This window comes from Streptomyces griseoloalbus, from assembly GCA_014650015.1.
In the GTDB taxonomy this organism is placed as follows: Bacteria; Actinomycetota; Actinomycetes; order Streptomycetales; family Streptomycetaceae; genus Streptomyces; species Streptomyces griseoloalbus.
In genome coordinates this window covers 88477-109945 of record BMUD01000014.1, presented here as the reverse complement: position 1 = coordinate 109945, position 21469 = coordinate 88477, and the positions used below count along the sequence as shown (strand labels likewise).

20 protein-coding genes and 1 pseudogene are annotated in these 21469 nt (G+C 72.0%); 10 read left to right on the top strand and 11 right to left on the bottom strand.

Features of this window, described 5'->3' with window-relative positions:
• Positions 1 to 163 precede the first annotated feature (163 nt).
• Positions 164 to 664: a MarR family winged helix-turn-helix transcriptional regulator gene (locus tag IE178_RS21715; protein ID WP_193513461.1), complete on the bottom strand. Its 501-nt coding sequence runs from the start codon at positions 662 to 664 to the stop codon at positions 164 to 166.
• Positions 665 to 759: 95 nt separating this feature from the next.
• On the opposite strand from IE178_RS21715, the gene IE178_RS21710 reads away from it, so the two are divergent.
• Complete coding sequence (locus tag IE178_RS21710) at positions 760 to 1203, top strand: RidA family protein (RefSeq protein ID WP_193513460.1); 444 nt, start codon at positions 760 to 762, stop codon at positions 1201 to 1203.
• Positions 1204 to 1248: 45 nt separating this feature from the next.
• Here the strand turns inward: IE178_RS21710 and IE178_RS21705 are convergent, their stop codons facing one another.
• Both IE178_RS21705 and IE178_RS36100 read right to left on the bottom strand, forming a co-directional pair.
• Positions 1249 to 1710, bottom strand: coding sequence for a hypothetical protein (locus tag IE178_RS21705; protein ID WP_193513459.1), 462 nt, complete (start codon positions 1708 to 1710; stop codon positions 1249 to 1251).
• Positions 1707 to 1982, bottom strand: coding sequence for a sensor histidine kinase (locus tag IE178_RS36100; RefSeq protein ID WP_318280177.1), 276 nt, complete (start codon positions 1980 to 1982; stop codon positions 1707 to 1709). Before IE178_RS36100 ends, IE178_RS21705 begins: the two co-directional genes overlap by 4 nt.
• Before the next feature lie 30 nt (positions 1983 to 2012).
• Between IE178_RS36100 and IE178_RS36095 the strand changes: the two are divergent.
• The 5 genes and pseudogenes from IE178_RS36095 to IE178_RS21680 form a co-directional block, all read left to right on the top strand.
• Positions 2013 to 2213, top strand: a pseudogene (locus tag IE178_RS36095) (MFS transporter); the annotation flags it as partial.
• 147 nt (positions 2214 to 2360) lie between these two features.
• Positions 2361 to 3182 (top strand): SAM-dependent methyltransferase, encoded by an 822-nt coding sequence (locus IE178_RS21695; protein ID WP_193513458.1) that lies wholly within the window; start codon positions 2361 to 2363, stop codon positions 3180 to 3182.
• A gap of 27 nt (positions 3183 to 3209) precedes the next feature.
• Positions 3210 to 3926 carry a nucleotidyl transferase AbiEii/AbiGii toxin family protein gene (locus IE178_RS21690; protein WP_193513457.1) on the top strand — a complete coding sequence of 239 codons (717 nt, stop codon included), beginning with the start codon at positions 3210 to 3212 and terminating at the stop codon, positions 3924 to 3926.
• Positions 3927 to 4000: 74 nt separating this feature from the next.
• On the top strand, positions 4001 to 4519 hold the full coding sequence (locus IE178_RS21685; protein ID WP_229876325.1) for a glutathione peroxidase: 519 nt from the start codon (positions 4001 to 4003) through the stop codon (positions 4517 to 4519).
• An 87-nt stretch (positions 4520 to 4606) separates the two neighbouring features.
• On the top strand, positions 4607 to 5473 hold the full coding sequence (locus tag IE178_RS21680; protein ID WP_184763787.1) for a MerR family transcriptional regulator: 867 nt from the start codon (positions 4607 to 4609) through the stop codon (positions 5471 to 5473).
• A gap of 145 nt (positions 5474 to 5618) precedes the next feature.
• Here the strand turns inward: IE178_RS21680 and IE178_RS21675 are convergent, their stop codons facing one another.
• The 3 genes from IE178_RS21675 to IE178_RS21665 all read right to left on the bottom strand — a co-directional run bounded on the left by IE178_RS21675 (position 5619) and on the right by IE178_RS21665 (position 7935).
• The gene (locus IE178_RS21675; protein WP_193513456.1) at positions 5619 to 5810 is read right to left on the bottom strand and encodes a DUF397 domain-containing protein; all 192 of its coding nucleotides are present in this window, start codon (positions 5808 to 5810) and stop codon (positions 5619 to 5621) included.
• Between the two features lie 226 nt (positions 5811 to 6036).
• Entirely contained in the window at positions 6037 to 6894 is an 858-nt protein-coding gene (locus IE178_RS21670) for a helix-turn-helix domain-containing protein (protein ID WP_184763789.1), read from the bottom strand.
• Positions 6895 to 7179: 285 nt separating this feature from the next.
• A complete protein-coding gene (locus tag IE178_RS21665; protein WP_184763790.1) occupies positions 7180 to 7935 on the bottom strand; it encodes a GOLPH3/VPS74 family protein in 756 nt (251 codons plus the stop codon).
• A gap of 399 nt (positions 7936 to 8334) precedes the next feature.
• Between IE178_RS21665 and IE178_RS21660 the strand changes: the two genes are divergently transcribed.
• The 3 genes from IE178_RS21660 (at position 8335) to IE178_RS21650 (ending at position 14750) form a co-directional block, all read left to right on the top strand.
• The gene (locus tag IE178_RS21660) at positions 8335 to 10920 is read left to right on the top strand and encodes a serine hydrolase (RefSeq protein ID WP_438874399.1); all 2586 of its coding nucleotides are present in this window, start codon (positions 8335 to 8337) and stop codon (positions 10918 to 10920) included.
• A 173-nt stretch (positions 10921 to 11093) separates the two neighbouring features.
• Positions 11094 to 12950, top strand: a complete 1857-nt coding sequence (locus IE178_RS21655) for a DUF8823 domain-containing protein (RefSeq protein ID WP_193513454.1) — start codon at positions 11094 to 11096, stop codon at positions 12948 to 12950.
• A 231-nt stretch (positions 12951 to 13181) separates the two neighbouring features.
• Positions 13182 to 14750 (top strand): sodium:solute symporter family protein, encoded by a 1569-nt coding sequence (locus tag IE178_RS21650; RefSeq protein ID WP_193513453.1) that lies wholly within the window; start codon positions 13182 to 13184, stop codon positions 14748 to 14750.
• 83 nt (positions 14751 to 14833) lie between these two features.
• On the opposite strand, the gene IE178_RS21645 is transcribed toward IE178_RS21650, so the two are convergent.
• On the bottom strand, positions 14834 to 15967 hold the full coding sequence (locus IE178_RS21645) for an ADP-ribosylglycohydrolase family protein (RefSeq protein WP_193513452.1): 1134 nt from the start codon (positions 15965 to 15967) through the stop codon (positions 14834 to 14836).
• A 43-nt stretch (positions 15968 to 16010) separates the two neighbouring features.
• Positions 16011 to 16457, bottom strand: a complete 447-nt coding sequence (locus tag IE178_RS21640; RefSeq protein WP_193513451.1) for a hypothetical protein — start codon at positions 16455 to 16457, stop codon at positions 16011 to 16013.
• 236 nt (positions 16458 to 16693) lie between these two features.
• Between IE178_RS21640 and IE178_RS21635 the strand changes: the two genes are divergently transcribed.
• Positions 16694 to 17206, top strand: a complete 513-nt coding sequence (locus tag IE178_RS21635; protein WP_193513450.1) for a DUF2165 domain-containing protein — start codon at positions 16694 to 16696, stop codon at positions 17204 to 17206.
• Between the two features lie 64 nt (positions 17207 to 17270).
• On the opposite strand, the gene IE178_RS21630 is transcribed toward IE178_RS21635, so the two are convergent.
• From IE178_RS21630 to IE178_RS21620, 3 genes are all read right to left on the bottom strand, one after another.
• A complete protein-coding gene (locus IE178_RS21630) occupies positions 17271 to 17837 on the bottom strand; it encodes a hypothetical protein (RefSeq protein WP_193513449.1) in 567 nt (188 codons plus the stop codon).
• Between the two features lie 98 nt (positions 17838 to 17935).
• Positions 17936 to 20524, bottom strand: a complete 2589-nt coding sequence (locus IE178_RS21625; protein WP_193513448.1) for a bifunctional FO biosynthesis protein CofGH — start codon at positions 20522 to 20524, stop codon at positions 17936 to 17938.
• Between the two features lie 24 nt (positions 20525 to 20548).
• Positions 20549 to 21418, bottom strand: a complete 870-nt coding sequence (locus IE178_RS21620) for an LLM class F420-dependent oxidoreductase (protein WP_193513447.1) — start codon at positions 21416 to 21418, stop codon at positions 20549 to 20551.
• Between the last annotated feature and the right edge of the window lie 51 nt (positions 21419 to 21469).

The window sequence follows — 21469 nt, the reverse complement described above, 5'->3', positions numbered from 1 at the left end:
GTCAAACTCCCGTCGTCGCCCGGAGGGCGGCCCTGCGGCGTCAGGTGCGTGCTCTCGGTGTGCCGGGCCCTGGCCCTCGTACTGGATGTACTCGGGTCAGGGCCCGGTGCGGCGAGAGTGCGTGCATGGCGTCGCGGGGCAGACGGGAGTTTGACGACAGGGCCTAGGCCAGGTCCACCGGGCGCGTGCGGAGTTTGGCGGCGATGCGGGCCAGCGCCCGCTGGTCGGCGGCGGTCAGCGGGTCGAGGACCAGCCGGCGCACCGCGCGCACATGGGTCGGTGCCGCGGCGACGACCACCTCGTAGCCGGCCTCGGTCAGGGCGGCGATCGTGAAGCGGCCGTCTTCGGGGTCGGGGAAGCGCTCCACCCATCCCCGCTGCTCGAACCGTTTGACGACGTTGGACAGCCGGGAGAGCGAGCCGTTCGTCAGGTAGGCCAGTTCGCTCATCCGCAGGCGGCGTTCCGGGGTCTCGGAGATGTGGCTGAGGGTCAGGTACTCGAAGAGCGTCAGGCCCGCCTCACGCTGCAGCGGCGACTCCAGCCGGCCCGGCAGCAGCAGGACCAAGGAGGCCAGCCCGGTCCAGGCTTCCTTCTCCTCCGGGGTGAGCCACTGCGGCTCGTCGGGGGCGCCACCGCCGGTGTTCGGGGGTGAGGGGCTGGTCATGGGCACACCCTACCAAGCGGCCTTCACTTCACACGTGAAGTGAAGGCGTGGTAGCTTCACTTCACGCTTGAAGTCACAGGAGAGGATCGATCACCATGACTGCCACCCCTTCCACCACGAGCAGGCCCGAGTTCTTCGTCACCCCCGGCTACGGCGACACGCTGTTGGCCGACCTGCGCTACAGCCAGGCCGTGCGGACCGGCGACCGCGTCGAGATCTCGGGGCAGGGCGGGTGGGACGACGACTTCACCTTCCCCGAGGCCCTGGAGGACGAGATCGTCCGGGCGTTCGACAACGTCGAGCGGACCCTCGCGACGGCCGGGGCCACGTGGCGCGATGTCATCGCCGTGAACTCGTATCACCTCCCGACCGCCGCGGACTCCATCGGTGAGGACCACAACCGGGTCATGGTGGAGCAGTTCCGCCGCCGCATGGGCGACCGCGCGCCCATCTGGACGCAGGTCGGGATGTCGGCACTCGGCGCGCCGGGGATGCGGGTCGAGATCCGTGTCACCGCCGTGCTCGGTCACGGCGACTGATCACGAACGGTCCCACCCGGCTCCCACCCGATCCGCGCTCGTGGCTCACCCGTGCAGCGAGCGGACGAGCGCGAGGTCGGCGTGGCCGTCGCGCAGCAGCTCGATGTTGGCGATGCTGCCCGCGGTGGTGCGGAGGCGGCAGCTCAGGCGGGGGTGTGCGCGTTCGATCTCGGCGGCGAGGAGGCGGCCGAAGGCCGGGTAGAACGCCGTGGGCTCCCCCGTCGCGAGGAGCGGCTCACCGCTCGGCCCGGGGTCCTGCCGTGAGGCGTCACCGGCGAGGGCGGCCCCGAGGGCGACGACGGCCGCCGAGCCGACGGCGGCACGCAGGGCGGTACGGCGGCCGACGACAGGGCGGTCGAGGACACGCGGGTCCGCGGCACGACGGTCGGCGGTACCACGGTCACCCGTACGGCGATCATCGGCACGACGGTCGGCCGTACGACGGTCGGAGAAACCACGTTCACCGGCACGACGGTCGGCCGTACGGCGGTCATCGGGCGGGGTCATGACGCACCGCCGTCGGCCGCCGGGCGCGGGACGAGTGCCCTGGCCCGCAGTCCCCGGGGCCGTGCCGGTTCGAGTTCCAGTCGGCCTCCCCGGCCGGCCAGGAGCTGTTCGGCGATGGCCAGGCCCAGGCCCGTACCCGTCGTTCCGGCCTGCCGGGCCGCGCGCCAGAAGCGTGTCGTGGCCTGGGCGATTTCCTCCGCGTTCAGGCCGGGACCGTCGTCCGTCACCGTGAGCACCACGAAGGGGCCCTCGGTGGTGCAGCCGAGCGTGATGGTGGCGCCGGGGCCCGCGTACTTGATCGCGGCCTCGGCCGGCTGTCGAACGCCGTCGGCCCGCTGATCGTCGCGGCGCTCTATCAGAGCGACGGCTACCGGAGCGTCTTCTACTTCATCGCCGGGACGTGGCTGGTCGGGGCCGTCGTCCTGGCCGTGTTCGGCCCCCGGACCCGGCAGGCGCGGGTGGCCGCGCAGGTGGAGAAGCGGGAGGCCGTGCAGGCGCGGTGACCCGCCGTCGGCCCGTCGTGACCCGCCGTCGGCCCGGGAGGCCCCGCTCCCGGGCCGTACCGCCCGTGGCCTGCGATTCGGCGCGCGTCAGGACCTGTTCGCATAGGTTGGGGGTATTGGTCACCGCCCAGCAACAGGAGGCTCCGCGTGTCGGAGGACATAGCCCAGGACAGCGCCGGCTTCGCGGTTCGTGCGCGCATCGATACGACCACACCGCACTCGGCGCGGTTCTGGAACTACTTCGTCGGCGGCAAGGACAACTACGAGGTCGACCGGGAGATAGGCGAGCAGATCAAGGGGATCTTCCCCGGGCTCGTCGACGTGGCGCTCACCAGCCGGCGGTTCCTCGGACGGGCCGTCCGTCATCTCGCCGGTGAGCAGGGGATACGGCAGTTCCTGGACGTCGGCACCGGACTGCCGACCGCCGACAACACGCACCAGGTGGCGCAGCAGGTCGCCCCCGACGCGCGGATCGTGTACGTGGACAACGACCCGATCGTCCTCACCCACGCGCAGGCCCTGCTCACCAGCACGCCCGAGGGCGAGACGGCGTACCTCGACGCCGATCTGTACGACCCCGAGGCCGTGCTGCGGGCCGCCGCCGAAACGCTCGACCTCTCCCGGCCCGTCGCGCTGATGATCCTCAACACCCTCGGCCATGTCGCCGACTACGAGCGGGCCCGTGACCTGGTGCGCCGGCTCATGGCGGGGCTGGCCCCGGGCAGCTACCTCGTGATCAGTGACAGCACCGCCACCAGTGAGGGCATGATCGCGGCGTCCGACGCGTACAACTCGAGCGGCGCGGTGCCGTACTACGTGCGGGACGTCGAGGAGATCGCCGGGTTCTTCGAAGGGCTGGAGCTCGTGGAGCCGGGTGTCGTACGGGTGCCGGAGTGGCGGCCGGACGCTGCCGCGGCGGGGGGCGACGAGTCCGTGGACGCCTACTGCGGAGTGGGACGCAAGGTTTGAGCCCTCGGCGCGGGCGATAATCGGGGCATGGCCTCACCTCCGGTCGACGCGGGCGCCGTGCATGAGCGGCTGGCGGGCGATCTGCTCGCCGTCGGGACGCCGTATGCCCTCGTCCTGGCCGGTGGTGACGCCGTGCGGGCGCACCGGCTGGTGGACGCCCGGCTCAGCCGGGGTGTGGACCTGGCCACCGAGCATCCCGCGGCCATGGCGGAGATCGCCGAGGCGGTGCGGGCCGGTCTCGAGGGGCGCGGCTGGGCGGTCAAGGGCCTGGAGGCCGATCCGCTGGCCGCGCGGCTGACCGTCGGTGATCCCGCGTCCGGTGCCGAGTACCGGGTCGACCTCCGCAAGGAGGTGCTGTGGCGTCCGGCGGTCAGGACGCCGGCCGGTCCGGCGCTCTCCCTGGAGGATCTCGTCGGTACGACCGTACGGGCGCTGGCGGACCGTGGGCTGCCCCGTGACCTCGTCGACGTCCACGCCGCCTCCCGGCGGTGGAGCCCCCCGGAGCTCGAGGAGCTGGGGCGCCGTCACGCCCCGGACACCTTCGACCTGACCGAGCTCCAGTCCCGTCTGACCGGCGCCGAGTGGCTCGACGACGGCGGGTTCCGCGCCCACGGGCTCGACGCCCCGGCCATCGAGGACCTGCGTCGCTGGGCGCAGGCGTGGGCGGACGACATCGCGGAGCGGCTGGTGGAGGGGGAGGATCCCCGGGACGAGGATCCGCAGGACGCTCCGGAGCAGCAGTGACCTCGGGCCGTGCGCTGAAGGTGTCGGCCGAGGCCGGTCACGAAAGCGTCACGTCCTCGGTCTAGGGTCGGTTCATGACGATCGCAGAGAACGCAGAGAACAACGACACCTCTCCCCTCGATGTCGAGATCGGCGCCCTGAACGGCGGTTCCGCCGGCCTGGCCCAGTACGCGGGCCGGGCGGTGCTGGTCGTGAACGTGGCCTCCAAGTGCGGGCTGACCCCGCAGTACGCCGGCCTGGAGCGGCTGCACGAGCGTTACGCGGAGCGGGGCTTCACCGTGCTCGGCGTGCCCTGCAACCAGTTCCTCGGGCAGGAGCCGGGCAGCGCGCAGGAGATCGCCGAGTTCTGTTCGGCGACGTACGGGGTGACCTTCCCGATGACGGAGAAGGTCGAGGTCAACGGGGAGGGGCGGCACGCGCTGTACGAGCGGCTGGTCGGTTTCGCCGACGCCGAGGGCCACAGCGGGGACATCCGCTGGAACTTCGAGAAGTTCCTGATCGGGCGGGACGGCGAGGTCGTCGCCCGCTTCTCGCCGCAGACCGAGCCGGAGTCGGCGGAGGTCGTGGCGGCGGTGGAGAGCGCCCTCGCCTGACGTCCCCCCGTTGACCTTGCCCCTGGGGCAGGGGTGAGTGTCTTCGTCGCCGGGCGGAAGGGCCGCCCGGCGACGGAGGATGTCGGCGTGGACGAGGAACTGATCGGCATCGGGGCGTTCGCTGCGCGGGCCCGGCTGTCGGCCAAGGCCCTGCGCTTGTACGACCGGCTGGGGCTGCTGGCCCCGGCGCGGGTCGACGAGGCCACCGGTTACCGGTTCTACCGGGCCGGTCAGGTCGAACGGGCCCGGCTGGTGGCGCTGTTGCGGCAGCTGGACATGCCGCTCGCCCGGATCGCCGAGGTCGTCGAATGCACCGACGCGGACGACGGTGCGATGGCGGCCGAACGGCTCACCGCCTACTGGGCGGACGTCGAGGCGCGGCACGCCGCGCGGCGGACGCTCGCCGACTACCTCCGTGGCCGGTTGTCCGGGAGGAGTTCCGAGATGTACGGGAAGTTCGTGGTCGAGACGGTGGACGTGCCGGGGCAGGTGCTGATCACCGAGTCGCGGCACACGCTGGCCGACGAGTTGCCGACGTGGATCGGGGCCGCGCTGGGGCGGCTGGAGGCGGCGGCCCCGGAGTGCGGGGGTGTGACGGGGGCGCCGTTCGTCGCGTACCACGCCGAGGTGTCGATGGAGAGCGACGGTCCCGCGGAGGCGTGTCTGCCGGTCGCCGACGAGGCGGCGGCGCGGGAGTGGGCCGAGCGGCACGGCCGGGCCCGGGAGACGACGGTACGGGTGGAGCCGGCCCGGCGGCTGGCCTACACCCGGATCACCAAGGCGCAGGTGGCGCATCCGCAGATCCTGGCCGCCTTCGAGGCGGTGGAGCAGTGGATGGCGGCCGAGGGGCTGACACCCGCGGGTCCCTGCCGGGAGGTGTACTTCGCCGACTGGTCGGCCGCGGGCCCCGAGGACCCGGTGTGTGACGTGGCCTTCCCGGTGGCCTCCCGGTGAACGTCCCGGTGGCGGTCCCGGGATCCCTCCCGGCGGCGCTCCCGGCGGGCTGAGCCGGGAGGCCACGGCCGAGCCCTCTCGGCCAGGACGGCGAACAGGTCGAGAGGGCCCCGTCGGTGGTGCCGACGGCCGGCAACCGGTCCGGTCAGTCCTTGACCGAGGCCACGAAGACGCTCCACGCGCCCGCGGGGAAGGCCAGCTTGGGGCCCTCGGGGACCTTGGTGTCCCCGAGCTCCAGCGCTTCCTCGGTGATCGACCTGACCATCACGCACGCGCCGTTGTTGTTGGTGTAGGAGGACGTCGTCCACGTTTCCGTGGCGCCCAGACGAATTGCCATGTTCGCTCCGTAGCCAGATGCTGAGTTGCTGTCACCGGCCTGCGCATTCCGGCATGGACCCGCAGAACGGATTGCGCCAACCCCCGCTGGGCGGTTGGCGTGATCGACGCTACTCGCCAACATCCTCTTCCGGAGCATTCGTTCACTCGACCGGATGGCATATTCCAGACGACACGTACAGTCAGGCATGTCAGCGGTGTACTATCCCGCCCCGCCTGAGGAGAACTCAGCGCGCGTAGTCCTTCGCGAGGCGTTCGACGAGCTGCCGGGACTGTTCCACGTTCAGCGACTGGGCCCGCAGGTGCTCGTACATCACCGTGTACTTCTGCACGTCGTGCGGCTTCTCCAGGTACAGGTCGCTGGTCACGCCCTCGATGTACACCACGCTCGAATCCGCCGCGTCGGCGAACTCCAGGATCGAGTACTGGCCGTTGATCCCGGCGTGCGCCCCGACGTCGAACGGCAGCACCTGCACGGTGATGTGCGGCAGCTGGGACAGCTCCATGACGTGCTCCAGCTGTTCCCGCATCACCTGCCGGCTCCCGACCACCCGGTGCAGCGACGCCTCGTCCAGGACCACCCACAGCCGCAGCGGATCCTTCTCCGCGGTGATCCGGCTCTGCCGGCGCAGCCGGACCTCGACCCGCTTGTCGTTCTCCTGCTCCGACGCCTCCGGCGAACCGCCCCGGATGATGGCGTCGGCGTACGCGCGGGTCTGCAACAGCCCGGTGATGATCTGCGGTTCGTAGACGCGGAGCGACTCGGCGTCCGTCTCCAGGCCGATGTAGACGCTGTACGGGATGTCGCCGAAGGCGTGCCACCAGCCCTGCTGGCGCGAGTCCTTGGCCATCTGCATCAGCGAATCGACGATCCGCTGGTCCTCGACCTCGTAGACCCCGCACAGGTCGCGGACATCGCGCTGGCTGATGCTGCGCCGGCCGTTCTCCAGGCGGCTGATCTTCGACTGCGAGACCAGCAGTCGTTCCGCCACTTCCTCGGCCGTCATGCCCTTGAGCTCACGAAGCCTGCGCAGCTCCTGGCCCAGCCGGCGCCGCCTGACGGTGGGATTGACATTGGACGCCACGGGACGTGCACCTCCGGCTGCGTGCCTCGTACTTGCCACTTTGCGTGTCTGCTGGTGAGCAGACTGCCACCAAGGTGCTTTCCACCGCTGGGAAACGGTGGATATACGACGGGTACACGCCAGTTCACCGGTCGGCGGCGGGTACGGACACCGGCCCGGGGCACGCCGAGCGGGGCGGGGAGAGTTCGTGTGCTCTCTCCGCCCCGCTCGGACTGCGGCTCCCGTGACCGGGTCTGCGGTGCCGTGGATCCGAGGGTGCCGTGCCGTTGGCCCTGGGGGTGGTGCTCAGTGGGCCACGGCACGCGCCATGGATCCGCGGCGTGGTTGCGCCGGAACGCCACGGGCGGGTTCCGGTGCGGCCCTGCCGCCGGCGGGGGCCTGCCGGCCTGCCGGAGCGGGGCTTCGGCGCGGCTGGGCCGCCACGCCGTTCTGGACGTCCATCACGGCGTGCGCGACGAGTCCGCCCATGGGGTCGTGCCGGATCAGATCCCGCAACCGGGAACGCGAAGAGCGTCCCTCGTTCCCCGGATACAGGTGCTTGCCGAGACCCACCGCGTGCGCCAGTGCGGCGAGCGCCGCGGTCCGCGGGTCCGGCGGAACGCCGGTGCGGATCGCGGAGTCCAGCCGGGCCCTGATCTCCCGGCTGATCTCGGTGTCCGTCGCCTGGTAGCGAGTCGTCGGCAGCACCCCGCACATCTGTCCGGCCACGGCGTGCACCATGCCGCACCGCTCCAGATGCGAGAGGTAGGTCTGGCGGAGCCCGAGACGCGGCCCGCCGATCCAGTGGACCGCCCGCACGGGAGCGCCACGCCTTCGCAGCAACTCCAACGCGCAGTCCAGTGTTGGGTCTCCAGTCGGCCGTGGCACGACCACGGCGATACGATCCCCGTCTGGGGCTATCCGTCCGGCCAGCGCCAGCTCCACTAGCTGTGCTCCGGCCAGACCGAGGTCGAGCGACTGCGGCTGCGCAGTGGTACCCGTGGTCGGGTCCAATGCCAGCAGCAGAAGCTCCTCCGGAAGTGTTCTGCGGCTCCTGCCCATCCAAGCCTCCCCGCGTGGATGAATGACAGGGTGACCCCTCTCACATTGGTCTGTCGAGGGTGCGTGACCGGTTCGTAAGGGAACCAGTAGGTATGTCGTTCTCGTCTACCGCGTGGGGTAAGCCCGCACACAGGACACTGGTACATGGTTCGGACAGCGCTCTGGAGCGTTGTGGCGGGCGGCGGTTCACGGTTCGGTTGGCGCACGCGGGGCGTGCGTCGCATGGAGGAGGCATCGGTGGCGGGCGAGTCCCCCGACAGGTCGAAGCAGCGCGAGTCGTCGGCAGAACCGACGTCGGGGAGCGCGGGTCCGGTTCCCGAGAAGCGGGATCCCCGATTGGCGGTGGCCCGCGAGGGCTCGCCGTCGGGGAGCCGAGGGAGCGTCGATACGGCCACTCGGGTGCTGTCGGCGCGCGAGGCGACGGAGGACACCGCGGAGGCCGAGGACGAATCCTCCGCCGAGCGTGACGATTCCGCAGCGGACGGGCGTGACGATTCCGCAGCGGAGGGTGACGACCGGCTCCGCGAGGTGGCGGCCTCGTGGGTGCGTTCGGCGGACTCGGTGGAATCGGTGGAGGACGCGGACGGGGCGGCGCGGGCGGAGGACGCCTCCGCCGGGGGCGGCCGGTCGAGGACCGGCGCCGAGCGGACGGCTGCCGCCGACGGGGAGCCGAAGACCGGGGGCGCCGCGGACGAGGACGGGACCGAGGACGGGACCGAGGACGAGGGCGCACCGTCCGCGGACGCCCGGCAGGAAGCCCCGGCAACCGACACGGACACCGGCGCGGACGACACCGGCCGCGACACCGCCACGAAGGCCCCCACGGACGCCCAGGACGGCTCCGCAGGGGCCACTGCCCCCACCGGGGCGACGAAGGCCGGGAGCGGCGCGCACGAGGACGGGACCGAGGACGGGACCGAGGACGAGGGCGCACCGTCCGCGGACGCCCGGCAGGAAGCCCCGGCAACCGACACGGACACCGGCGCGGACGACACCGGCCGCGACACCGCCACGAAGGCCCCCACGGACGCCCAGGACGGCCCCGTGGCGGCAGCTGCCCCCAGCGGGGCGACGAAGGCCGAGGACGCCGCGGACGGGGACGAGGGGCTGTCGTCGTCCGGGGATGCCGGGCGGGAGGCGTCCGGCGGCACGTCGGAGCCCGCCGCCGCAGCCGGCGCGTCCGGGGACGAGGGCAGCCCCGCCCCGGCCGTGGAGGACGCGGACGACGCGGACGAGGCCCCCGGGGCGGGGTCCGGCGGTGCGGGGTCGCGGGCAGGCGAGGACGGCGGCCCGAAGGCCGATGACGCGCCCGCCGAGCCCGGAACCGGGTCAGGGCCCGCCGAGCCCGAGGGCAAGTCCGGAGCCTCCAAGCCCGGAGCCTCCAAGCCCGGAGCCACCGAGTCCGGAGCCACCGAGTCCGGAGCCGGCGCGAAGCCCAAGGGTCCCGTCGATCAGCCCACCGCCGTCTTCCGGACCGGGCGTCCCTCGGCGCCCGCCGTCGATCAGCCCACCACCATGCTCAAGCTGGGCGACGCGAGGGCCGGGGCCAAGTCCGAGTCCGAGTCCGAGTCCGAGCGGACCAGCAAGTTCGTGGCGCTGAAGGCGTACGACGACCCCGGTGTCCGTACGCCGCCGCGCGGCGGGGACGTCACCACCGCCGTCCCGCAGATCGGACCGGAGCGGACGACGCAGCAGCCGCTGCCGCCCAAGCCGCCGCTGGACCTGCTGGCCGAGCTGACCAACACCCCGCCGCCCCCGCAGACCCCCCTGCGCACGGCCGTGCGGCGGGTCAAGATCTGGACGCCGCTGGTCCTGCTGCTGCTGGTCGTCTTCGCGGTCGCGCAGAACGTCCGCCCGCTCCCGGCGCCCACCCTGGAACTCACCGCCGAGGACGGCTTCACCTTCGAGGGCGACAAGCCCGAGATCCCGTGGCCGGACGCGGGTCAGGCCGCGCTGGACGTCGACGGCATCGGCACGTTCGGTTCCTCCGGCGAGCAGAAGCCGGTGCCGATCGCCAGTGTCGCCAAGGTCATGACGGCGTACGTGATCCTGCGCGACCACCAGCTCAAGAGCGGCGCCGAGGGCCCGATGATCGAGATCGACCCCACCGCCGAGAAGCAGTCCGACGCCGGCGACGAGTCGACCGTCAACGTCACCGCCGGTGACGAGATCTCCCAGCGGGAGGCGATCGAGAGCATCCTGATCGCGTCCGCGAACAACGTCGCGCGGCTGCTGGCCCGTTGGGACGCCGGCTCCGAGAAGGCGTTCGTCGAGAAGATGAACGCCGCCGCCGAGGACCTCGGCATGACCAACACGACGTACACCGACCCCTCGGGCCTGAACGACACCACCGTGAGCACCGCCGTGGACCAGGTGAAGCTGGCCCGGGCGGCGATGAAGCAGCCCGCGTTCCGCGAGGTGGCCGCGATGATGTCGTACGACGACTACAAGGGCGACAACCACTCCAACTGGAACCAGCTGGTCGGCAGCAACGGCGTCGTCGGCATCAAGACCGGCACCACCACCTCCGCGCTCGGCAACCTCGTCTTCGCGGCGAAGAAGGAGGTCGGCGGCGAGACGCGGACCGTCGTCGGTGCCGTCGTGCGCCAGCCGGCGGGCGGCAAGGACAACACCATCCTGTCCGCCGCCCTCACCGCGGGCGACGAGCTGATCCGGGCCGCGCAGGGGGCTCTGGAGTCGGCGACGCTGCTGAAGAAGGGCACCGTCGTCGGCTATGTGGACGACGGTCTCGGCGGCCGTACGCCCGTCGCCGTCACGGAGGACGTCAAGGCCGTCGGCTGGGCGGGGCTGTCGGTGAAGCTGACGTTCGCCGGGGCCGACCTGCCGCACACCGCCAAGGCCGGTACGACGGTGGGCACGCTCACCGTGGGCGACGGCACGAGCAGCGCCGTCAAGGTCCCGGTGGCCCTTCAGGACGACCTCGTGGAGCCCGGCTTCACGGACAAGCTGACGCGCATCGCCTGATCCGGAGCCGGTACGCAGCCGGTTCGCAGCCGGTCCGGAGACGGTCCGGCGAGCGGACGGATGCGTGCGCCCCGTCGGCCGACGCCCGCCCGGGCGACGGTCGGCGGGGCGCGTGCTAGCGTCACGATTCGGGCAAGAACGGGCAAGGAACGGGACACGGGGAGTGCCTTCAGGTGGCCACAGCGGAGCCGACACGCGCCGACGACGCCGATCCGGGTCCGGGATCCGGCCCTCGAATACCCCCGCCCGAGTCACCGCGGCCCCCGGGGGACGCTGACGGCACCGAGGACACCCCCGGCGCCGCCTGGGCCGCCGTCCTCGCCGTGCGCGCCCGCATGGTGCGGCATCCGGTGCTGTCCGTCACCGCGCTCGCCGGCCTGCTGCACATCGTCTGGTTCTTCACGTTCGCCAACAGCGGCGGTGATCTCGCGGCGCAGGACGCGTGGGCCGAGTTCGTCGGCCGGCACCCGGACTCCGCGTACAACCTCGCCTGGTACGGCGGTATGCACCCCGTGTCGTACAGCGTGGTGTCGCCGTATCTGATGTCGCTGCTCGGTGTGCGGACCACGATGATGATCGCGGGCACGGTGTCGGCCGGGCTGCTGATGATGGTGCTCATGCGCAGCCGGGCGGTGCGCAACCCCCTGTGGGCGGCGCTCGCGGGGGTGTTCGCGCTGCTGTGCAACGCGGCCTCGGGGCGGGTGACGTTCGGGCTGGGCACGATGTTCGCGCTCGGCGCGGTCGCCGTCGTCTTCTGCTGGCCGTACCGGTGGCGGTACAAGCGCTGGGCGAAGGCGCTGTGCGCGGCCCCGCTGGCGGCGCTTGCCACCATGGCCTCGCCGGTGGCGGGGCTGTTCGTGGGGCTGGTGGCGGTGGCGCTGTTCCTGCAGAGGCGCCGGCCGGGGGCGTGGGCGCTGGGGCTGGCGCCGACCGCGGTGGTGGCGGTGTCGGCCTGGCTGTTCCCGTTCTCGGGGACCCAGCCGATGGGCATCGGTTCGGTGATCCTGCCGCTGCTGTACTCGGTCCTGGTGTGCGTGCTGGTGCCGCGGGAGTGGAAGACCGTGCGCATCACGTCCGCGGTGTACGGGCTCGGGGTGGTGCTGGTCTGGGTGATCAGTTCGCAGATCGGCTCGAACATGACGCGGCTGGCGATGCTGTTCGGCGGGGTGCTGCTGGTGGCCGCGCTGCCGTTCGCGGTGCCGAAGTCCCTCAAGTGGTACGCGATCGTCGTGGCCTTCGTCGGCTTCACCGGCTGGATCGGCTTCAAGTCGGTCGACGACGTCGTGCACACCACACCGGCCGCGTCCTGGGCGCGCGAACTGGCGCCGCTGGTGAACGAGCTGCAGGAGGTCGGCGCCGGGCGGGGCCGGGTGGAGGTCGTCCCGGCCCGCTCGCACCGTGAGGCGTCCGCCCTCGCTCCGTACGTCAACCTGGCCCGCGGCTGGAACCGGCAGGCCGACATGGAGCGCAATCCGCTCTTCTACGACGACACCCTCAACTCGGCGAACTACCGCGAGTGGCTGAAGCGCTGGGCCGTGCACTTCGTGGTGCTGCCGAAGGACGAGCCGGACGGTGACGGCGGTCAGCGGGAGCGGGAGCTGGTGCAGCGGGGGCTGCCGTATCTGAAGCAGATCTGGGGCGACGCGAACTGGCAGCTGTTCGAGGTGGACGAGCCGACGCCGATGGCGGAGCCGGACACGGTCGTGGAGCGGGCCGAGCAGGGCGGGATGACGATGCGGGTGGAGAAGGCGGGCCGGATCCTGGTCCGCATCCCGTACTCGCCGTGGCTGAGCCTCGTCGACGCCGAGGGCAACAAGCTGGAGCCGCCGCAGGAGACGGAGGCGTCCAAGAGCCGTCCGGAGGACGAGCCGAAGACGTACGCGAACGTCCACGGCTGCCTGATGGAGACGGAGGAGGACGTGAACGGCGACAAGTGGACGATGCTGCTCGCGCCGGAGCCGGGGACGTACCGCCTGGCGGCTCCGTACGAGTGGCAGCGGGGCACTCCGTGCCCGGACGAGCTGCGCTGATCCACCGGAGCGGGACCCTTCGCGGGACCACTCCCAGCCGTTCATGAACGTGAACTCAGGTCAGCAAGGCGAACTTTTTTACTCCCTCTTGACCTGACGCTTCCTTGTCGTGCCCGCGCCACCCCGCCCACGATGAGCGGGCACTTCGCGGCCTTCCTCGTCCCTACCCCGCTCAGGCGAAGTGTCAATCAGCTGAGTGGAGTTCACAAGGCGGACCCTGGAAGGGGGGACATGAACAGTCTCGACTGGGCGGTGCTCATCGGCTATTTCGGCGTGATGGTCGGCATCGGCATCTGGTCCCACAAGCGGGTGGACAACGTCAGTGACTTCTTCACCGCCGGCGGCAAGATGCCGTGGTGGCTCTCCGGCATCTCCCACCACATGTCGGGGTACAGCGCGGTGATGTTCACCGGCTACGCCGGCATCGCCTACACCTACGGTGTGACGTCCTTCGTCACCTGGTCCTTCCCCATCGCCCTCGGTATCGCCATCGGGTCCAAGCTGTTCGCGCCGCGGATCAACCGGCTGCGCTCCCGGCTCCACGTGGCCTCGCCGCTCGAGTACCTGAAGAACCGGTACGACCTGAAGACCCAGCAGGCACTGGCCTGGTCCGGCATGCTGCTGAAGATCGTGGACGTGGGCGCGAAGTGGGCCGCGATCGCCACCCTGCTCTCCGTGTTCACCGGTGTCTCGCTCAACCAGGGCATCCTCATCACCGGCGTGGTCACGGCGATCTACTGCACCATCGGCGGCCTGTGGGCGGACGCGCTGACCGAACTCGGCCAGTTCATCATCCAGTTGCTCGCCGGTCTCGCCATGTTCTTCGCCGTGCTCGTCGAGCTGGGCGACCACGGCGGCTTCTTCGGCGTGTGGGACCAGCCGGAACTCCAGGGGCACGAGAAGCCGCTGGTCGGGCCGTACGGCACGATCTTCCTGCTGGCGTTCCTGTTCATCAAGCTGTTCGAGTACAACGGCGGCATGCTCAACCAGGCCCAGCGCTACATGGCCACCCCCAACGCCCGCGAGGCGGAGCGCTCGGCGCGACTGTCGGCGATTCTGTGGCTGGTCTGGCCGCTCGTGCTGTTCTTCCCGATGTGGATGTCGCCGCTGCTGGTGGAGTCCCAGAAGCCGGACGGTTCCGACTCCTACGCCCTGATGACCGAACAGCTGCTGCCGCACGGCCTGCTGGGCCTGGTCATCGTCGGCTTCTTCTCCCACACGATGGCCATGTGCTCCTCGGACGCCAACGCCATCGCGGCGGTGTTCACGCGTGACGTGGCGCCGGTGCTGTCGGCGAAGGCCCGGATGTGGGGCGAGCGGTCGGGTCTGATCGCGGCCCGGGTCACGACGGTGGTCTTCCTCGGCCTGTCCATGGCGGTCGCGACCCAGGTCAACTCGCCGGCCTTCAAGGACATCATCACCGTCGTCATCAAGTGGGTGGCCGGTCTGATGGGCCCGATCGCCATCCCGATGATGCTGGGTCTGCTGCGGCCCTTCCGCCGCTCCGGCCCGACGGCGGCGATCGTCAGCTGGGGAACGGGCCTGCTGGCCTTCTGGCTGGTGAACTACCCGATCCACTGGGCCGTCGACGGCGGCGTGCCGCTGGAGTACCAGGTCTCGATCCCGCTGGCGGTCTCGCTCGTCCTGTACATCCTGATCGGCTTCCTGAAGCCGGAGGACACCCCCGAGCGGCTGGCGATCATCGAGCGCCTCAACACCGACGACGACTCGGCCGCGGCGTCGGTCCCGGCCCCGGCGGAGGAGGTCCCGGGCACGACGCGCGCGCCGGTGAAGGACTAGGGAAGGACCAGGTGCCGGCCGGGGCCTTGTCGGGCCCCCACGGCGGCTCGGGCCCCCACGGCGGCTCGGGCCCCCAGGGCGGCTCAGGCCTCCAGGGCCGACGCTCCGCGCGGATACCTGGCCAGCCACGCCGGGGACGACCCCGCGGGCCCGTGCAGTGCGGGCCCCTGGGTCATCTCCATGGCGAAGTCGTCGGCCAGTTCCAGGAGTGTGGGACGGCCCTCCAGCTCGGCCAGCCAGGCCGGCGGGAGGGCCGTTTCGCCGTGCAGGGCCCCGAGCAGCCCGCCGGTCAGCGCACCGGCCGCGGCGCTGGGCCCGTCCTGGTTGACGGCCAGACACAGCCCGTGCCGTACGTCCTCCCCCACCAGCGCGCAGTACACGGCGGCGGCGAGCAGCCCCTCGGCGGTGGCGTTCCCGGCCAGCTCCGTCACCCGCTCGGGGGTGGGTATCCCCTGCCGTACGGCACCCAGCGCGTGCTGGAGCGCGTCCGACACCGGCTCGTGCCCCGGCCGCGCGGCCAGCAGCGCGAGCGCCCGCTGCACCGACGTGTCCAGGCTCTCGCCCCGGGCCAGCGTGTGCACGATCACGGCGTACGCGCCCGCCGCGAGGCAGGCGACCGGGTGGCCGTGGGTCTGCGCCGCGCACTCCACGGCGAGCTGGGCGACGAGCTGCGGTTCCCAGCCGACGAGCAGTCCGAACGGCGCGGAACGCGCGGCGGCCTCCGGTCCCGCCGCACCGGGGTTCTTGGGCGCCGCCGGCGTCCCCATCGTGTCGTCGCCGAGTCCGAGCAGCAGCGCGCGGGCCGGGTCCCGGCGGGCGTACAGCCACTCCTCCCGGGCCAGCCAGCCGTCGTCCTTGCGCCGCTCGTCCGGGCCCCAGTCCCGCTGGGTGGTCGCCCAGCGCAGATACGCCCGGTGCAGATCGGTCGGCGGATGCCAGGCCCCGGTGTCGCGCCGCACCTGGGCCCGGATCAGGCCGTCCACGGAGAAGAGGGTGAGCTGGGTGTGGTGCGTGACGGCACCGCGCCGCCCGTACGCGGGGGCGAGGTCGGCGATGCCCCCCGCGCCGTGCGCCGCCCGTATCCCGTCGATCCCCACCCCGTCCACGGGCGCGCCCAGCGCGTCCCCGACGGCCACCCCGAGCAACGTCCCGCGCACCCGGCTGCGGAAGTCCTGCTGCTCACGGCGCCCCCACACGGGCCCGGCAGTACCAGCCACCCAGACCTCCCAGGCACCGTCCGTACGTACGACGCCCAGCACCCTAATCGAACGGGGACGGTCGGTTCAGGGGGCTGATCGGTATGCGGAGTGTGACCCGAGTGAGCGGAAGTGGCCGGGAATCAGCCGTCCCGATGACGTACGACCGCGTCCCGCTGGGCACGCGCCCACGCGCGGGACCGAGCCCGGCCGGTCCCGCCCCGGCGACCGCCATGCTGCCCGCCGACGGGCCGCCCTCCGGCTCCGGGTCCGACGCGGCGGGCGCGGCCGACTCAGCCTCGTGGCGCCGCTCGCGACGAGCGGCCGGTACCTCGTCCAGTTCCTTGAAACGGGCCCCCCGGTCGGCGAACTGACGGCTCATCACCGCCGGGACCTCGGGCACGCTGTCCGCGCCCTCGTCGACGTACGCCGTCAACGCGCCCCGCTCCCGGGCGATCTGCTCCAACTCCCGGAGCGGGAAGATCCTCCCGACGCCCGCGTCGCCGTGCACGTGGAACAGGAAGCGGTGGCGTTCGTCCCGGGCGGTGTGTCGAAGTCCGCCCGGAACAGCCCGCGTTCGACGCTGCGGGCCACCAGCCCGGCACGTCGGCGCCGCTGGACGAGCTGCCGCATCGACGGCTGTGCCCGCGCCGCGCGCGTCCCCCCGCCCCCCCCGGGAACCCGACACGCCCCGTTCTGGCTCACCCCGTACGGGATACGGGCTGCCGTACGGGGAAAGGAACCGCCATGCCCACCACAACCGCACGCGGCGCGCTGCCCCTCACCGCCGCGCTCCTCACCGCATCGGTCGCCCTCTACATGGCGCTCGTCGCCTTCGGGAACATCACTGACTTCGGCACGAACCAGGAGTTCGTCCGGCATGTCCTGGCCATGGACACCACGTTCAAGGACGACGACCTGATGTGGCGCGCGATCACGAACGAGGGCGTGCAGGACGCCGCGTACGTCGCGATCATCGCCTGGGAGACGGCCGCCGCGCTGGTCCTGGTCTACGGCACCTGGCTCTGGGCCCGCCACGACCACCCGCGCGCCCGCCGCTTCTCCACCTACGGCCTGCTGATGACCATGCTCCTGTTCGGCGCCGGCTTCATGGCGATCGGCGGCGAGTGGTTCGCGATGTGGCAGTCGCAGGACTGGAACGGCCTGGACGCGGCCCTGCGGGTGTTCGTCTTCAGCGGCGTGGTGCTGCTGGTGAACCACCTTCCGGGGACTCACACGGAAGGGCGCGACGCCCACTGAGGGACCGCGGCGCCGCGCCGCGACGGACGCTCGCGCGACTGCGCGTGGATCCGAGTCGGCGCGGCTACTTCACGACCCTGACCGGCGTGCCCGCCGTGCCGAAGGTCCACAGGGCCTTGCCGTCGTCCTTGGCCACGCGGATTCCGCCGGTTTGCGCGTCGGGGGCCGGGGGCGGGGGTGAGGAGCCGTCGACCGCGTTGGAGAAGGCGACGGAGACGCCGGACTTCGCCGCGAAGTACATGATGTGCTCGACCGCCACGCCGTCGCTGCCGGTCGTGGCCTCCGTGCGGGCGCCGATGGCGTAGGCGCCGGGGTCCGGGGACACCGTGCCCGGCCATACCGTGAAGGAACGGCGGGGGGCGTCGCTGGCGTCGACCAGCCATACGCGCTTCTGGTCGAGGGAGTAGACGATCCGGCGGCCGGCGCCCGAGTCGGCCGGTACCACCGCCGGTTTCTTCTCCTCCGGCTTCGCGGACGGCTTCGCGTCCGCCGTCGCCGACGCGCTCGGCCGGCTCGTGGCGGCGGTGGGCTTCGTCCCCTGGTCCGCCTGGACGGCCAGCACGGCCACCACGGCTATCGCCCCCGTGGTCAGCCCGGTCACCCAGGCCCACGAAGGAAGACGGGCAGACACCGGTACGCATCTCCTCAGCTACGAGATCCATGGAAGCCACGGAACCCATGGAACGCGGGTCGGATCATCCTACTGCCAGCGGCTGCCCCCGCCCGCTCTCAGTCCAGCACCGGCAGCAGTTCCGGCAGATGGCCGTCGGAGGCCTGTGCCGTGCGGCGGCGCTCCTCGGAGACCTCGCCGTACAGGGTCGTGCGGGGCTTCGCCGGGCGGCCTGCCGCCTCCGCCACCGCGATGAGGTCCTTGACGGACTTGTAGGAGCCGTAGGAGGAGCCCGCCATGCGGGAGATCGTCTCCTCCATCAGCGTGCCGCCCAGGTCGTTCGCGCCGGAGCGGAGCATGTCGGCCGCACCCTCCGCGCCCAGTTTGACCCAGCTCGTCTGGATGTTCGGGATCCAGGGATGCAGCAGCAGCCTCGCCATCGCCGTGACCGCGCGGTTGTCGCGGATCGTCGGGCCGGGGCGGGCGATGCCGGCCAGGTAGACCGGGGCGTTGGTGTGCACGAAGGGAAGGGTGACGAACTCCGTGAAACCGCCCGTCCGCTGCTGGATGCCCGCCAGCGTCCTGAGGTGGCCCAGCCAGTGGCGGGGCTGGTCGACATGGCCGTACATCATCGTCGAGGAGGAGCGGATGCCCAGCTCGTGGGCCGTGGTCACCACCTCGGTCCAGGTGGCCGCCGGCAGTTTGCCCTTGGTCAGGATCCAGCGGACCTCGTCGTCGAGGATCTCCGCCGCCGTGCCGGGGATGGTGTCCAGGCCCGCTTCCTTCGCCGCCGTCAGCCACTCGCGGATGGACATGCCGGTGCGGGTCGCGCCGTTCACCACCTCCATCGGGGAGAAGGCGTGCACGTGCATGCCGGGGACGCGGGACTTCACCGCCCGCGCGATGTCGAAGTACGCCGTCCCGGGCAGGTCCGGGTGGATGCCGCCCTGCATGCAGACCTCCACCGCGCCCACGTCCCACGCCTGCTGGGCGCGGTCGGCCACCTGGTCCAGCGAGAGCGTGTACGCGTCGGCGTCCGTGCGGCGCTGCGCGAAGGCGCAGAAACGGCAGCCGGTGTAGCAGACGTTGGTGAAGTTGATGTTGCGGGTGACGATGTACGTCACGTCGTCGCCCACCGCCGACTTCCGCACGTCGTCGGCCACCCGGCACAGGGCGTCCAGCGCCGGGCCGTCGGCGTGCAGCAGCGCGAGCGCCTCCGCGTCGGTGAGCCGCGTCGGGTCGTCGGCCGCCGTGCGCAGGGCCTGGCGTACGTCGGTGTCGATGCGTTCCGGGACCATTCCGGGGGCGGCGGCCTCGCGCAGGGCGTCCCAGTCGCCGTAGACCTCGTCGAAGTCGTCGCGGCGGTCGGCGGTGCGGCCCTCGGTGTCGATGGTGCGGTGCAGGTCGGTGCGGCCGGCGGCGGTGAACGCCTCGTCCGGCTCCTGCCAGGGCAGCCCCGCCGGGAGGACGTCGGGGCGGGCCAGGCCCGTCCCGGGGTCGGCGAGCGCGGCGACGTGCGGGCGCAGCCGCGGGTCCAGCCAGGGCTCGCCGCGCGTGACGAACTCCGGGTAGACGCAGAGGCGTTCGCGCAGCTCGAAGCCGGCCGCGCGGGACTTCTCGGCGAGCTCGTCGATCTGCGGCCAGGGGCGCTCGGGGTTGACGTGGTCGATGGTGAGCGGGGAGACCCCGCCCCAGTCGTCGATACCGGCCGCGATCAGCCGCTCGTACTCGGAGTCGACCAGGTTCGGCGGGGCCTGGAGGCAGGCGGACGGGCCGAGGACGTGCCGGGCGACGGCGACCGTGGCGACCAGTTCGTCGAGCTCCGCGTCCGGCATGCCGCGCATCGCGGTGTCCGGCTTGGCGCGGAAGTTCTGGATGATCAGCTCTTGGATGCCGTGGTGGGCGCGGGAGATCTTCCGCAGGGCGAAGAGGGACTCCGCCCGCTCCTCGTAGGTCTCGCCGATGCCGATGAGGATGCCGGAGGTGAAGGGGACGGAGGAGCGGCCGGCGTCCTCCAGGACGCGCAGGCGCACGGCCGGTTCCTTGTCCGGGGAGCCGTGGTGCGGGCCGCCGGGCTCGGACCACAGGCGGGTCGCGGTGGTCTCCAGCATCATGCCCATGGAGGGCGCCACCGGCTTCAGGCGCTGGAAGTCGGTCCAGGTCAGCACGCCGGGGTTGAGGTGCGGGAGGAGTCCGGTCTCCTCCAGGATCCGGATGGAGATCGCGCGGACGTACGCGATCGTGTCGTCGTAGCCGTGCGCGTCGAGCCACTCGCGCGCCTCGGGCCAGCGGTCCTCGGGCTTGTCGCCGAGGGTGATGAGGGCTTCCTTGCAGCCGAGGGCGGCGCCCTCGCGGGCGATGTCCAGCACCTCGTCCGGCGACATGAACATCCCGTGCCCGGCCCGGCGCAGCTTGCCGGGCACGGTGACGAACGTGCAGTAGTGGCACTTGTCCCGGCACAGCCGGGTCAGCGGGATGAAGACGCTCTTCGAGTACGTGATGACACCGGGCCGGCCCGCGGCCTCGAGCCCCGCGTCCCTGACCCGGGCGGCCGAGGCGGAGAGGTCCTGGAGGTGCGCACCGCGTGCCTGGAGCAGGACCGCCGCCTCGGAGACGTCCAGGGAGACGCCGTCCCGGGCGCGTTTGAGGGCGCGCCGCAGGCTGTTCTCGGTCGGGCCGCCGGTTCCGTGGGTCGCGGAAGTCGTCATCCCTTGAGCATACGTTCGGGGTGATCAGGCCCCTTCGCCGTCTTCGCCGTCCAGGAAGGGCTGGTAGCCGTCCAGTACCCGGAGCACCTCCGCCTCCCCCTCGGGCGGCAACTGCAGCACGACCTCCCCGATGCCGAGTTCGGCGTAGTGGGCCAGCTTGCCCGCGCTGGGACGGACGGCGTACGGAACGACCTGGAGGGCGCCGGGATCGCGGCCGGCGTCGGCCCAGGCGGTGCGCAGCGCGGGCAGCGACTCCGACAGGCCGCGCCCGCCGATGGGCAGCCAGCCGTCGGCGTACTCGCAGATGTGCGCGAACAGCTTCGGCCCGGCCGCCCCGCCGACCAGGGTGCGCGGTCCGACGACCGGGCCGCGCGGCTTCTGCACCGGCTTGGGGTGCGCGAGGCTGGCGCGTACGCCGCCGAACTCCCCCTCGTACGCCGTCGGCTCCTCCGCCCACAGCGCCCGCATCAGCCCCATCCGGTCCCGGACCAGCTCACGCCGGGTACGCCACCGCACTCCGTGGTCGGCGGCCTCCTCGACGTTCCAGCCGAAGCCCAGCCCCAGCGTGAACCGGCCGCCGGAGAGGTGGTCCAGGGTCGCGATCTGCTTGGCGAGGTCGATCGGGTCGTGCTGCGCGGCGAGCGTGATGCCGGTGCCGACGCCGAGCCGCTCGGTGACGGCCGCCGCCTGCCCGAGCGCGACGAAGGGGTCCAGGGTGCGGCCGTACTCACGGGGCAGCTCGCCGCCCGCCGGGTAGGGGGTGGTCCGCTCGACGGGGATGTGAGTGTGCTCGGGCAGATACAGCCCGGCGAAACCGCGCTGCTCCAGCTCACGGGCGAGCCGGGTGGGGGTGATCGTCTCGTCGGTGAGGAAGATCGTGACGGCGATACGCATGGACGGCCTTTCGTACGCGGACGACGACTCGTCGATACCGGCGAGGTCCCG